This is a genomic window from Chryseobacterium sp. HMWF035, assembly GCF_003094695.1.
Lineage (GTDB): Bacteria > Bacteroidota > Bacteroidia > Flavobacteriales > Weeksellaceae > Chryseobacterium > Chryseobacterium gambrini.
On record NZ_QEHP01000125.1, the window covers coordinates 1 to 13,730 of the forward strand.

General features: G+C 35.6%; 14 protein-coding genes. 2 read left to right on the forward strand and 12 right to left on the reverse strand.

All coding sequences use genetic code 11. From position 1 onward, the window contains the following. Positions 1 to 140: 140 nt before the first annotated feature. The 4 genes from DD829_RS19365 to DD829_RS19380 form a co-directional block, all read right to left on the reverse strand. A complete protein-coding gene (locus tag DD829_RS19365) occupies positions 141 to 791 on the reverse strand; it encodes an NAD(P)-dependent oxidoreductase (protein ID WP_108411734.1) in 651 nt (216 codons plus the stop codon). A gap of 59 nt (positions 792 to 850) precedes the next feature. Continuing rightward, positions 851 to 1,261, reverse strand: coding sequence for an Rrf2 family transcriptional regulator (locus DD829_RS19370; RefSeq protein WP_108411735.1), 411 nt, complete (start codon positions 1,259 to 1,261; stop codon positions 851 to 853). Positions 1,262 to 1,325: 64 nt separating this feature from the next. Then, positions 1,326 to 2,276: a hypothetical protein gene (locus DD829_RS19375; protein WP_108411736.1), complete on the reverse strand. Its 951-nt coding sequence runs from the start codon at positions 2,274 to 2,276 to the stop codon at positions 1,326 to 1,328. Positions 2,277 to 2,466: 190 nt separating this feature from the next. Next, the gene (locus DD829_RS19380) at positions 2,467 to 2,904 is read right to left on the reverse strand and encodes an FKBP-type peptidyl-prolyl cis-trans isomerase (RefSeq protein WP_087708965.1); all 438 of its coding nucleotides are present in this window, start codon (positions 2,902 to 2,904) and stop codon (positions 2,467 to 2,469) included. Between the two features lie 225 nt (positions 2,905 to 3,129). On the opposite strand from DD829_RS19380, the gene DD829_RS19385 reads away from it, so the two are divergent. Further along, entirely contained in the window at positions 3,130 to 4,131 is a 1,002-nt protein-coding gene (locus tag DD829_RS19385) for a catalase (protein ID WP_108411737.1), read from the forward strand. Positions 4,132 to 4,237: 106 nt separating this feature from the next. Here DD829_RS19385 and DD829_RS19390 read toward each other — a convergent pair whose 3' ends face one another. From DD829_RS19390 to DD829_RS19425, 8 genes are all read right to left on the reverse strand, one after another. Further along, positions 4,238 to 4,465 carry a hypothetical protein gene (locus tag DD829_RS19390; protein ID WP_108411738.1) on the reverse strand — a complete coding sequence of 76 codons (228 nt, stop codon included), beginning with the start codon at positions 4,463 to 4,465 and terminating at the stop codon, positions 4,238 to 4,240. Between the two features lie 182 nt (positions 4,466 to 4,647). Then, on the reverse strand, positions 4,648 to 5,694 hold the full coding sequence (locus DD829_RS19395) for a TerC/Alx family metal homeostasis membrane protein (RefSeq protein WP_076392785.1): 1,047 nt from the start codon (positions 5,692 to 5,694) through the stop codon (positions 4,648 to 4,650). 188 nt (positions 5,695 to 5,882) lie between these two features. Beyond that, positions 5,883 to 6,494, reverse strand: a complete 612-nt coding sequence (locus DD829_RS19400; protein ID WP_076392787.1) for a TerD family protein — start codon at positions 6,492 to 6,494, stop codon at positions 5,883 to 5,885. A 63-nt stretch (positions 6,495 to 6,557) separates the two neighbouring features. Further along, the gene (locus tag DD829_RS19405) at positions 6,558 to 7,484 is read right to left on the reverse strand and encodes a hypothetical protein (protein WP_123906940.1); all 927 of its coding nucleotides are present in this window, start codon (positions 7,482 to 7,484) and stop codon (positions 6,558 to 6,560) included. A gap of 40 nt (positions 7,485 to 7,524) precedes the next feature. Next, entirely contained in the window at positions 7,525 to 8,697 is a 1,173-nt protein-coding gene (locus DD829_RS19410; RefSeq protein ID WP_108411740.1) for a toxic anion resistance protein, read from the reverse strand. 6 nt (positions 8,698 to 8,703) lie between these two features. After that, the gene (locus DD829_RS19415; RefSeq protein WP_087708961.1) at positions 8,704 to 9,258 is read right to left on the reverse strand and encodes a TerD family protein; all 555 of its coding nucleotides are present in this window, start codon (positions 9,256 to 9,258) and stop codon (positions 8,704 to 8,706) included. Continuing rightward, on the reverse strand, positions 9,248 to 10,072 hold the full coding sequence (locus DD829_RS19420) for a phosphoribosyltransferase family protein (RefSeq protein WP_108411741.1): 825 nt from the start codon (positions 10,070 to 10,072) through the stop codon (positions 9,248 to 9,250). Before DD829_RS19420 ends, DD829_RS19415 begins: the two co-directional genes overlap by 11 nt. A gap of 2 nt (positions 10,073 to 10,074) precedes the next feature. Further along, positions 10,075 to 10,749, reverse strand: a complete 675-nt coding sequence (locus DD829_RS19425) for an HAD family hydrolase (RefSeq protein WP_116548075.1) — start codon at positions 10,747 to 10,749, stop codon at positions 10,075 to 10,077. 876 nt (positions 10,750 to 11,625) lie between these two features. Here DD829_RS19425 and fusA point away from each other — a divergent pair. After that, a complete protein-coding gene (fusA, locus tag DD829_RS19435; protein ID WP_108410443.1) occupies positions 11,626 to 13,692 on the forward strand; it encodes an elongation factor G in 2,067 nt (688 codons plus the stop codon). Positions 13,693 to 13,730 lie beyond the last annotated feature (38 nt).

Consider the following 13,730-nt stretch of genomic DNA (forward strand, 5'->3'; position numbering starts at 1 on the left):
ATATGATTACAGCTGTATTAATCATTTTTGCAGGAGGAAATCCAGACAAAGTTTTCAAAACATAAAAGAGGTCGGATTTCTTCCGACCATGACTAGCACCTTCGGTGCCGCCGAAACTTTTAAAACATATCTTAAAAAAATTAGTAGGCTGCTGTAAAACGCTCTCTGATGTGGTTATTCTGTTCCAGTTCATCCACTAAAACCACCGCTACATCTTCTACGGAAAGAACACATCTTCCGTTTTCATCGAAAACAGGATTTTCCAGAGCGGTTCTGTATTTTCCGGTTCTTACGCCTGCCGTTCCCTGATGCATTTCTATTGCCGGACTGAAAAATGTCCAGTCTAAGGTTTCATTTTCTTTAATTTTGTTTAAATAATCTCTTGCCGCAGTTGCCCCAGGTTTTATTTCTGCAGGAAAATCTGATCCGTCTACCAGCTGTTTTCCATCAATGTAAAGACTTCCTGCTCCTCCAACAGTAATAAATCTTTTTACACCGGATTGTTCAACTGCTTTTTCAATATTAACGGAACCATTCAGAAAGTCATCATAAAGATTAGGATTAGTCCATCCTGCGTTGAAAGCACTGATTACGGCATCATTTCCTTTTAAAGCTTCTGATAATTCATCTACATTATTTACATCTACACTTTTAGCCGTTACTTTTTCGTTTTGCTCCACTTTTGAAGCATCTCTTACAATGGCTTCTACCTGATATCCTCTATTGGATAATTCATTTACAACCTGAGTTCCTACAAAACCTGTTGCCCCTATTACTGCTACTTTTTTCATACTGTTTATTTTTTATATTTAATTGTAATAACTTTTGTTACATTTTTAAGCAAAAAATTTTATTTAAACTGTTCGCTGAACTGTTTTAAGGATTTATTTCCTAAAAAATCCAAAACCAACTGATCGGTTTCTGAAAACAAATTTTTAAGATGATTATTAATTTCTTTTCCGACCGGGCAAACCGGATTGGGATTATTGTTTTTCTTTCCTAAAACTTCGGTGTTCTTCACAGCCAGATAGATTTCAGAAATTCGTATGGAATCTGCACTTTTTGCCAGCTGACTCCCTCCTTCTTTTCCCTGTCTGCTTGTAATTAAACCTGCTTCTCTTAACACACCAAGCTCTTTACGAACAATCACAGGATTGATATTGATGCTTCCTGCAATCCATTCTGAGGTAAGCCAGTCCTGCGGACTTTCCGTCAATAAAGTCATGATATGTATTGCCGTGGCAAATCTTGTGTTGTTCATTATAATTACTCAGCAAAGATATACAATTTTTTAATGTAACAAAAAATATTACAATTAAAATTTGTTAAAGAATCAGACGATCCAGATCCAAAAGCAGATAATTGATATTCTGATTGATGGTTCTGGTTGCCGACTGCATCTGGTTGAGCATTGCGGCACGGTTATGAAGATCATCTGAACGGTAAAATCCTCCGTCACTGAAAATAACAGATTCGTCTGCACGCTTTTTATCATCATCAAACTGATAATGAAGCCAGCGTTCTTTCATACTCGAAATAATAGACTGCTGCTCTCTATTGGAAAATTTTTTCTCGGTGTACATATACCAGATAAACGGCGGAAAGTTAGGTGACTGTAATTTGCCTTTCCATACATCTCTTAGCAGATTTCTCTGATGGATAAATTCTACTTTTTTACCTTTCGGATTTAAAGTTGCCAAACCAAATCCTGCTCCCAAAACTCCTCCTCCGATATCGATGGTATTACTCCATGAATTATCCTTTACAATTCCTCCCGCTACCGAAGCCGCGGCTCCGGTTACAATCGAAAGCAGAATAAGTTTATTGTTTCTGGAATCGTTTAAATTATCCACATAATTTCCGATCTGCGCTACTCTTTCCCCTTCACAGTCGAATTCTGCCGCAACCGCATCCAGCTCGGTTAAAGCAATGGTTATTTTGCTGTTGATTTTGGATTTTAGCTGTAAAACTTTTACCTGAGATTCCAGCGAGGTATCTTTTTTAAGCTCCATGATCTCATGAACTTCGTCCAGATTATCTAAAGCATTCAGAATCAAAATACTCTGATCCGAAAATTTATCTTTTAATTCTTTGTTGGCATTAATGATGGAATCTGAGTTATAAGAAGGCAGTTTATTACCGTAATTGTATTTGAAAGGCGCTTTACAATAGCTATCCCGAAGCGTTAGAATATTTTGTCTGATTGCCTGATTTTTCCTTGATACACAGGAAGTAAGCAACATACTGAATGCTGCAAAGTAAATTATCTTCTTCATTGATCGATGTTTTCTGTGATTCGGGATTCTTATACATCTGTAAGCTACAAACCTGCAGAAAATTTTATAAGAATTACATTATTTCAAATTCAAACCAAATATTTGTTTTAAGTTATTTGAAAGGTAAAATTACGCAAATAAAAAAATTTACCCGAATAACAGGTAAATTTTTAAGCTATTTTTAATAAAACTATTTCTTGATATCCAGCAATTCCACTTCAAAAATAAGCGTAGAATTCGGACCGATCTCTTTGCTGATCTGCTGATCTCCATAAGCCAGATGCGGAGGAAGAATTAATCTCCATTTGCTTCCTACAGGCATCAGTTGAAGTGCTTCCGTCCATCCTTTAATAACTTTATTCAGTGGAAATGAAGCCGGAGTTCCTCTTTTTACAGAACTGTCGAAAACTTTTCCGGTGATGGTAGTTCCGTGGTAATGGCATTTTACGGTAGATCTAGGACCTGGTTTTTCGCCATCGCCTTCCGTAATGATTTCATACTGCAATCCGCTCGGCAATTCTACAACGCTTTCTCTCTTGCCATATTCTGCCATATATTCCTGACCGTCTTTCAGGTTTTTTTCTGCCAATTCTTTTTTACGTTTAAATAACATATCTGCTACTCCCATAATTGATAATTTTTGCAAAGATAGTTCTTTGTGCCGGAAGATGATAGCCGGAAGATGGAAGTTTTTTAATCATAGAAAATTTTCAAAACATATAAATCATTAGTTTTCAATTTATTAAATTTTATTTTTTTGCATCTTTAACTCAGCTTAAAAAATTCAAGTATCATTAATATTCTGTTAATAGGATTTCCGAAACTTGGCGTTATAATTGGACTTAAAAACTAAATGCCCAATCCATTACCCTATAAAAAGGAATACGACAGACTGACTGATGAAGAGAAGCAGCTTCTGGAAATCAATAAAAAAAGCATTACTGATTTTGTTGAGCAGTCTCCTTCCGTGAGTGATGTTCATTACGCAACGAGAAATGCTCATGCTAAAACATACGCTGTTACGAAAGGAACTTTTCTTATTGATAAAAACATTCCCGAAGAACTGAAACCGTATTTCGATAAAGAAAAATATGATCTGATCATCCGTCTCTCCAACGCTCATTTAAAAGTAATGAAGGGGAAAAGAGATTTTCCTGCATATGGTTTTGCCGTGAAAATTAATGATGAGAAAGGAAACGTGATTGCCAATTTTCCTTTGGTGAATTTTCCGTTGTTTCCGATTAATTCGGTGAGTACATTTCTAAAATTATTTACATCCGTTAATCGTTTTTTTGTAAAAAAATGGAGTTCTTTTTCTTTACTGATGCAGATTTTAAAAGTCATTCCCTCAACTGTTACGGCATCATTCGTTAAAAATATATTCAGACTCTGGAGGAAGAGAAATGATTTTTTTCTTTCATTTGATTTTCATTCTGTCGGTGTGTACAGACTGGGAGATTATATGATGAAAATTAAAATCAAACCGCAATCTGTCAACAAACATTTTGGGAAGAAATTAAAGGTAAAAAATGCTGTGGAACGTTATCTTAAAGAAGAAAATTTCACGGCAGATGTTCTTATTCAGCTTTGCTATGACCTGAAAGATCAGCCTGTGAATAAACTTAATGTTGAATGGAAAAATTCGCCCTATATTAAAATCGGGGAAGTGAAAATTGAAAAAAACAATCTTCTGAACTCAAATTCCTGCGACAGCGAATTGCTTTCTTTTAATCCTTTTGAAAGTAAGATTTTCTTTCAGCCCGTCGGAAAAATTCAAAAGCTCCGCGATGAAGCGTATAAGGTTTCTGTACAAACGAGGCGGAAAATCAATAAGCTGTTGAAATATAACAAATAATGAAAAGTGAATGGTGAATTTTGCTTAGCAAGTGAATAGTTATTTTTTTAGTTTAGTGTTTAATGTTCAAAGTTTACTGCCAGTAGTTGTTTGACGTAGGAGAAATCTATTTAGTTTTTAACGCAATGTTCACCAGGTTTTGCTTTACATTGTAGTGGGTATTTTTTTTCGCAACGACGTCTGACTTCGTAGAATCTTTGATTTCACTCATTGAATGATAATTATGAAGACTAAAATCGTGTTTGCCACGCAATTTTTTTAATTCTGTTGAGATTTCTAAAGGATGAGAAACTTTATTGGCTAATTCAAATATTGAAAAACAGACTAATTCCATAGCCGCGATTGAAGCAATTGTTTGAGCTCATTTTTAAGCTTTTTGGCGGCGCAGCTTTGCCGCGCCGCCAAAAAGCTTAAAAATAGCGAGTGCGGAAAGCGCGAAACAGCTCCTAAAAATAAAATAATAAAAAAGGCTCTACAAATTGTGTAAAGCCTTTCTATTTTTAATAAGAACTGATCTTATTCTTCAATTTTCTCTTTGTCTTCGTCATCCTTTTTATCGGGGAAAATCAGGGATAAAATCACTGAAATTACCAAAACTCCTCCAACGATTCCTAAAGAAACCGGAGACGGAATATGAATCCACGGTGCAATCAGCATTTTTACTCCGATAAACGATAAAATAACAGCCAAACCGTAAGGCAATTTGCTGAACATATGAATGAAATTCGCCAACAGGAAATACAATGATCTTAATCCTAAGATTGCGAAAATATTCGATGTGTAAAGGATAAACGGATCATTGGAAATCGCGAAGATTGCCGGAATGGAATCTACTGCAAAAAGTACATCCGTAAACTCAATTACGGCTACAACAACCAAAAGCGGGGTTGCCATTTTTATTCCGTTCTGTACCGTAAAGAATTTGTCGCCCACGTAATTGTCTGAAACCTTCCAGAATCTCTTAATCAGTCGTGCTCCTGCGGTATTGCTGTAATCTTCTTCGTCATCATCGTCTCCGTCGCCCCACGATTTTATTCCTGCATACACAAGGAACAACCCGAATAAAGTCATTACAATATTGATTTTTACCGGATGTCCGAAAATATTCATTTCAGGAAGGTAAGTAAGGTTGATTAATCCAACACCCGCAAAAATGAAAATTGCCCTGAAAATCAATGCTCCGATAATTCCCCAGAAAAGAACTTTGTGGTGGAGGTATTTCGGAACTTTAAAGAACCCGAAAACCAGAATGAATACAAATAAGTTATCCACCGAAAGTGCTTTCTCAATCCAGTAAGCCGCCTGATACTGCGTGAATTTCTCTACTGCCAAAGCATGACTTTCGGGACTTCCGTCTGTATTGAAAACCCAATAAACCACACCGGAGAATACCATAGACAGTGAGATCCATACGATTGACCAGATTGTAGCTTCTTTGGAAGAAACTTCATGACTTTTTTTGTTGAAAACTCCTAAATCCAGAAGCAACATGATAACTACTGTTATCGCAAATCCCCAAACCAGACCGGGATGAAGATCTAAAATACCTTGATGTTTGTCCACTTTTAAATGTGCTTATTATACGATAAAAGCAATATTTGTACGGGTACAAGTATTGCTAAATTTTATTTTTATTTTAAAATTTCATTCAACAGTTAATAAGTTTTGGCTAAAGCCGGATTGGAAACTTATTTTTAATGCAAATGGGCTAAAGCTCGTTCCTATTGATGATCATTTTAAATGCTTATATTTTACAAATATTTCTGCTTTACAGTTTCTATTGTTTCCTGTAATTTTCTGTCTGCTGTAGGATCTCCGATCGCGTTGAATTTCCATTCTCCGTTTCTTTTGTAGAAAACGCCCATTACCATGGCAACATGACCTTTGAAAGATGCATCATTCGCAATATCATATTTTGCAAAAACTTCTCTTACGTTGGTTGGCGTTCCTTCATAAATTCTGATGGATGCGAAAGGAATAGTACCGAAATCCTGACCTTTATAACTGTTCAGAACCAAAGCAACGTGCTCTACATTGGAATCCAGATTGCTGAAATCCACAGTAATCACCTCATTGTCAAGACCGTCATCTCCATTTACATCTCCCGTTAAATCGTCTCCGCTGTGTCTTACCGAACCGTTTTTAGATTTTAAGTTCCCGAAATAGATTACTTCTGTCGCGTTTTTATTGGAATCGTATAAAATACAGCTTCCATCCAAATCTACTGCTTCTTTTGTAACGCCTCCGAAGAATCCTTTCTTCTCGATTGCTCCCCAGTTGATTCCCACACAAGCCTGTGTAAGCGTGGTTCCGTTTTCCTTCGTTAGGTTTATTCTCTGACCCTTTTGTAAGTTAATAGCCATTTTTTTAAGTTTTTGTTTTATTTTGTGATTGTAAATAGGCTGCTTTTTAGCCCATTTACCATTTTAATTATTATTTAAATTTAAATTCAGCATTGCACGAAGAATATTGGTTTCTTCATTGATGTCGAACATTTTACTCATAACGTCGGTATTTTCAAGATTTTTAAGATAATCTTTCAATACTGAAATCACCTGCTCCGGTAATGTTTTTTTCCTTTCGTTCATTGTCTCTTCCAATTGTTCATTTTTTCTTTTTAACTGATAAACAATTGTTCCCTGATTCGATTCATTGGGCATTGTATCTAGTTTTTCCAGTTTTTTAGGATCAATTAAATACATTTTTCTGCCTTCGATATCAAAAATGAAGTGATCATCGGACTGGAAGATTTTAAATAATTCATATTCGTTTCCCGTGATGACATATCCGCATACAAAACGAACCTTAAAGTTCTGAATATTAAGCCTTCCCAGTAATTTCCTTTCAATCTGATAATCCTGATACTGATAGGCAGGAAAAGAACCGGATTTCAGCAATTCTTCATCAACATTCGAACGGTAGAATTCTGCCGCATATTTTTTGTAGAAATACAGAACATTATCCCAGTTTGCCCGAAATTTATCTTCCGTAAGATCATTATACAGACTTTTCAGTTGATTGGAAAAGATCCCGCTGTACATTTTACGGTCTGTTTCGAAACCGTCTACACGCTTTTCCTCAAAACCGGAAATGTATTTGCTGTTAACATCAATTTCATTAAGCACAGCCAACATCTCATTTTCCTTCTGCCTTTTAATTTTGGTTAAAAGCTCAATAAGACTGTCGGTATACTGAAGATGAAAAAGTTCCAGTTTGCTGTAATCGAGTCCTTTATTTTCCTGAAAAAGATTATGGATAATATCCGTCTTAATGTAGATCGAAATTATATCAACATTTTCAAAAAAATTTGCAAGAAGTTTAAGTTTGGTTAATCTTCTTTTGCTTTGTGACAATATGTTTACAGCATCATCATTCACTTTTCATCTCTCATTCTTATCCTCTTACGTTTGCTTTTAATTCGTGTTCCAGAGTCATTAAATCCTGATCCAGCTTTCTTCTTCCTTCCGCACCCTGTTTTTGGATCTGCTTCACTTCGTTTAATGTATTGATTAGTTTTGCTGTTGTTTCTCTTAACACATCAACGGAAACAATCGTCTGTTCGTTAGCTCTTGCAACATTCACAGAGTTCTGCCCCAAACGTTCTGCATTTTTTCTTAAAATTTCTTCCGTCGTAGCCGAAACTTTCTGCTGAATTTCAATGCTTTGCTGCTGTCTGTACATCGCTACTGCCAGTGAAAGCTGATTTTTCCAGAGCGGTAAAGTCGTCGTTAAAATCGTCTGTGCTTTTTCTGCAATCGAAACGTTGTTGTTCTGAACGAGTCTGATCTGCGGAAGCGACTGCATCATGATTAATCGAACCACTTTCAGATCGGCTAATCTTCTGTCTAATCTTGCAATAAAATCTCTCTTATCAGCAATCTGATAATCCTGAAATTCCTGAGTATTGGCTTCCATGTGCGCTAATTCCGCTCCGGCTTTTTCCATTCTCAGGTTTCCGACAATCACCAGTTCTTCAATTTGTTTGATCGCGTTGACATTACTTTCGAAAATCGTCTGCAAAACCGCATTATCTTTCGTTGAAGTAATGATTCCTGCATTTACTTTATAAGCAATCTGATCGATATTGTTGATGATTTTATCGTATTTGGCAAATAAATTCTCGATCTGCGTCATGACACTTTTCATGAAAGGCAATTTGCTTAAAAAACTTTTGAATTTATTCTGATTTAATTCTTCAACATCTACATAATTCAGCTCGACTAATAAATTATTAATCAATTCACCTACTTCTCCGGAATTTGATCTTCTTACATTTCCAAGGAAACTGTCACTCTGGTTGGATAATGTTCTCTGAAGATCTGCCCCGAAATTAACGATCGATCCCGGGTTAGTTTCGTCGATAGAATCTGCAAGAGCTTCATATTTCTGGCGTTCTTCTGCCTGTAACTGCGTAAGATTTACATTTCCATCCCTGTCTACTAATGGTGCAGGAGGCGTACTTGGCGTTGCCATACTCGGCGGCGGCGCCATCGGAGTAGGTTCGAATGTCTTTAAAGGTTCGATTGATCCAAGCGGATCTATAGGTTGATTTTCCTGATTGTCCATAATAGATTATTGATAGATTGATACAAATTTTTCTAGACCTTCTCTCTGTCCGCTTCCTACCGCTTCGAATTTCCATTCGCCGTTTCTGTTGTAGATTCTTCCGAATTCCACTGCCGTTTCAATAGAGAAATCTTCGTCTAATTCATATTTTAAAATTTCTTCGTTGGTATCTGTATTGAAAATTCTGATGAAAGAATTTCTTACCTGTCCGAAGTTTTGTCTTCTTGAATCCGCATCGTGAATGGTTACCACAACAGTAATTTCTTTCACGGCAGGATCTATTTTAGTAAGATCGATTTTAATCTGCTCATCATCTCCTGCTCCGTCTCCCGTAAGATTATCACCAGAGTGAATTACTGCTTTGTCCGGAGACTCCAGATTGTTGTAAAAGATGAAGTGATTATCTGAAATTAACTTTTTATTTTCACCTAATAAAAATAAAGAAGCATCCAAATCGAAAGCGGTTCCGGTAGACGTATTATTGATGTCCCATCCAAGACCAACCGTAAATTTCGGTGCGTTTATATTTTCTCTCTGTCCTTTCTGTAAGTTAATAGCCATAATATAATTCGGTTTGTGTTAAAGTGTTTATATTGTTTTCGTATTCTTTTATTAAATGATAATTATTGCTGATTGCCAGTTCCAGCAGATTATCCATCAGTTCCTTTTTTACTTTAGACGAAAGATACTCAAAATTACCTGAATCTAAGCCTAAAATATATTTTACAATTCGTGTATTAAACTGAAAACTAGGCTTCCCCATTACGTCTGCGATATCTTGTACATTTTTTACCGCGTAATAATTAAAGTAATTTTCAATCTTAGGATCGAGATCAAAATTCATCAGTTCAGCATAATACATGAATAAAAAGTCTGCTTCTACATTGTACTGATCCAGAATTTTATTCACCGTAAATTCATGGCTTCCTGTTATTTTAATATCATCTATAAAAATACAAAGTTTTCCTCTAAGAAAATCTTTATCCAGATAATAGGTGTCGTTAGCAATAAGATTTTTACGGTCTTCAAAACTTAAATTTCCATAATCCGTCGTGTAGGTATGATTTCTGTTAATTTTCGATAAAATGCTTGATTTTTTTCCTTTCTGAAACAAATAAAAATCCAGATGCTTCTTAAAGTAAAAACATAAAAAATTAGACGCTGTAGGAATTGCCATGTAAGGACTTGGCAATACCACAATTTCTTTATCTGTATTTAAAATATCTTCATGTGAAGAAACAAATCCTTCGAACAGTTCTTTTGCAAATTTTTCAGCATACGACTTATCGCCATATTTGAAATAGCTGTATTCTTCGGGTGAAAATGTAAATTCATCCGCCGAATGAATGTGGTGTAAGCTGTACCTCTTGTTCATAATTATATTTTGGGTGTAAGTAAGTGTGCATTGAAACCAAAATCCTTTGCGCCTTTATAATCCGCGACAGGATTATCCCCGATATGTAAAACCTGTTTTACATCTAAATCCTGATTGGGAAGTAAATTTTTCACTTCCTGAAAGATTTTGGGATCGGGTTTTGAGCAGTTCATTTCATCAGAATAGATGTGGAAATCAATATACTGATCGAGGTTTTCACTGATCAGGAATTTTCTCATGGTTTTTCCTTTAATAAAACCTGTATTGCTTAGAATATTGATTGTTTTTCCCTGATTTTTAATTTCATCAAAAAACTGATGTAAATTTTCAAAAATCACAATAGGTTTATATTCCAGAAACAGATCTTCGCTTTTCTGATAAAACTGATTTAACTGATCTTTATTCAATTGTTTTACATCTACTTCCAGTGCATTTAAAATTAATAAATAAATTTCAAAAGTGTCAACATTTCCTCCAATTACCTCATTGATAGAATTGCAAAGATCATCATAATATTTTACGACTTTCGCAACTTCATCAATTGTTTTTTTTACGTCAAAAAATGAGGAGAACAGCTCAACTCTTTTTGCTTTAAATTCAGGATGAGATTTTATTAAAGTAAGCCACAAATCAAAGGAAAAATGTGAGTGATTGTGGATGTCTATATCTGTTTTCAAAATGGTTCAGTTAAAAGTTTTATTTAGCTTTTTTCTTGAAAAAGATGTTTTAAATGGTTATTATTTTCTTTCATCTGTTCGTGTTCAAAATACAATTCCTTTCAAAGATAGAATTTTTAAATTAATGTGTAAATGTAGTTGGCTGTTTTAAGAAATTTTTATGATTTTCCGTAATATTTGTTATTGGAAAATTCTTTTTTAAACGCAAAGTCCTCAAAGATTTTTTTAAAATTATTGTGGGTATTTTTCTTTCGCAAGGGCGTTTCACTCAGCCAAGACTTGATGCTATCATTTGCTGAACGAAGTGCCTTAGCGAACGAAAATGTTTTCAAAGGATTGAACAAAACCTGGAGATCATCGCGTTAAAAATAATTTAGCAAATAATGTCTTTAAATTTTCATTTTTTTTGTCGGTTTAAAAAAATGAAAAAAAAATTTTTGCTGTTAAAATATTTTTTCTAGTTTTGCAACCGGTTAACAATCAACAATGTCAACAAAAATGATAAATATAATTACTTTAAGCAATCCTATCAGAGCTGTGTACTTTGGTAGCACTAAATATTTATCTGAATAACGATCGACCTTATAAAACTAAAATATAACGAAGGCCTGTCTGTTTCAGATAGGTCTTTTTTGCTACCCTACTTTTCAGCTTTTACATTCGGAAAGGTTGTCTAATTTTTTAACGCAAAGAAAAATTTTCTTACTGAATAAGAAAGTGAGCAAAGATTTTAATCAATAAATTGATTTTAAGAAGCTAGCTTCATCAGCGACTTTGTCGCAACTCTTTGCTCTCTTAAATAAAAAACAGTTTTCAAAGAACTTTGCGTTTTAAAACATTTTACAACCTTAAAATCAACAATTTAAATTTAACAAAATGAAATACAACACACGAAATATAGGGATTATAGCACACGTTGATGCAGGAAAAACAACACTTACGGAAAGACTTCTTTATTACACGGGAATGATTCATAAAATCGGAAATGTGGACGAAGGAAATACCACAATGGATAAAGACATCCAAGAGAAAAACAGGGGAATTACGATTTCTTCGGCTGCAATTTCTACCCAGTGGAAAAAAGATGAAAATGTCTTCAATATCAACATTATCGATACTCCGGGACACATTGATTTTGCGGTGGAAGTTGAACGTTCTTTACGAGTTCTGGACAGCGTCGTAGCAGTTTTCTGTGCTTCTTCGGGAGTTCAGCCGCAAACGGAAAATGTCTGGTTTCAGGCTGAGAAACATGGAATTTCAAAGATTTGTTTCATCAATAAAATGGACAGAATCGGGGCTGATTTTTTTGCTGTTTTAAATGAAATTAAAACAAAACTGAATGCAATTCCTTTAGCTTTACAAATTCCGATGGGTTCTGAAGACCGTTTCGAAGGCGTTATCGATTTAATTAAGCAAAAAGCGCTGTACTGGATGGATGAAAACGGAGAAACTATTATTGAAAAGGAAATTTCGGAACTTTACAACGCTGAAGCTCATGAATGGAGAATGAAACTAATGGAAACTTTAGCGGAATCTGACGAACAGTTTTTTGAATATTTTCTGGATTCTGAAACAGAAATTTCTGAGGAAATGATCACTGAAGCCATAAAAAGAGCTTGTCAGTCAAGAAATTCAGTTCCTGTTTTATGTGGTTCCGCATTCAAAAACAAGGGAGTACAACCTTTGCTTGATGCGATTGTAAGTTATCTTCCTTCACCGGATCAGTTGCCTTCCGTGAAAGGAAAAGATGCCAAAACGGAAGAAACGGTTGAGCTGGAAAGAAATGAAGAGGAAACTTTTTCAGGACTGGTTTTCAAAGTGGTGATTGATAAGCATATGGGTAAACTTTCGATGTTGAGAATTTATTCGGGAAGTATACAATCCGGTGATACGGTTCAGAATGTAAGAACGGGTGAAAGTTTCAGAATTTCAAGGATTTTGCAGATGCAGTCGGACAAAACGATAACGGTTGAAGAAGGAAAAGCGGGAGATATTGTGGCTTTAACCGGAATAAAAGATGCGAAAACCGGAGATTCTTTATCTTCTGTTGAACGGGCTGTTTTGCTTGAATCCATTACGATTCCGGCTCCGGTAATCAGGGTTTCTATTGAACCGAAAACAAATGCGGATGAAAAATCTTTCGGACTGGTTTTAGCGAAAATTCAGGAAGAAGATCCATCGTTGGTTGTTGAAAGAGACCGACAAACAGGAGAAACTTTACTGAGCGGTTTGGGAGAGTTACATCTTGAAGTTACTTTAGAAAAGATCAGGTTGAATCACGGAATTGAAATCAATCAGGGAAAACCTAAAGTTTCGTACAAAGAAATTTTAACGGAAGCCAGAACGCATCGTGAAAAACTTGTGAAACAGAATGGCGGAAGCGGACAGTTTGCGGACATCACGTTTGAAATCGGGCCGAGAAATGATGATGGAATTGGTTTGGAATTCATCAATCAGATCAAAGGCGGAGTGATTCCGAATGAATTTGTTCCGTCTGTTGAAAAAGGATTCAGAGAGGCAATGGAAACTGGAGCATTACAGGGCTATCCTCTGGAAAGTATGAAAGTTACGCTTCTTGACGGATCTACTCACAGTAATGATTCTCATGCTCAGGATTTTGAAATGGCTGCGAGAGACGGTTTCCGGGAAATAGGAAAATCCTGTAAGCCTAAATTAATGGAACCGATCATGAAAGTTGAGATTCAGACGATTGAGGATTATACCGGAGCGGTGACTGCGGATATCAACAAACGAAGAGGAATCATCATTTCGATTGATGAAAAATCCGGAAGAAAAGTTTTCACGGCGGAGGTTCCTCTGGCTTCGACTTTCGGATATATTTCTGATCTGAGAACGTTAACGAGCGGAAGAGCTTCGATCAGCATGAAGTTGTCGCACTATGCTTTGGTGCCCGATTTCATCGCGAATATATTAGTAACCTAAAAGACAAGGGCTGTAAATTTATTTTTGCAGTCCTTGTT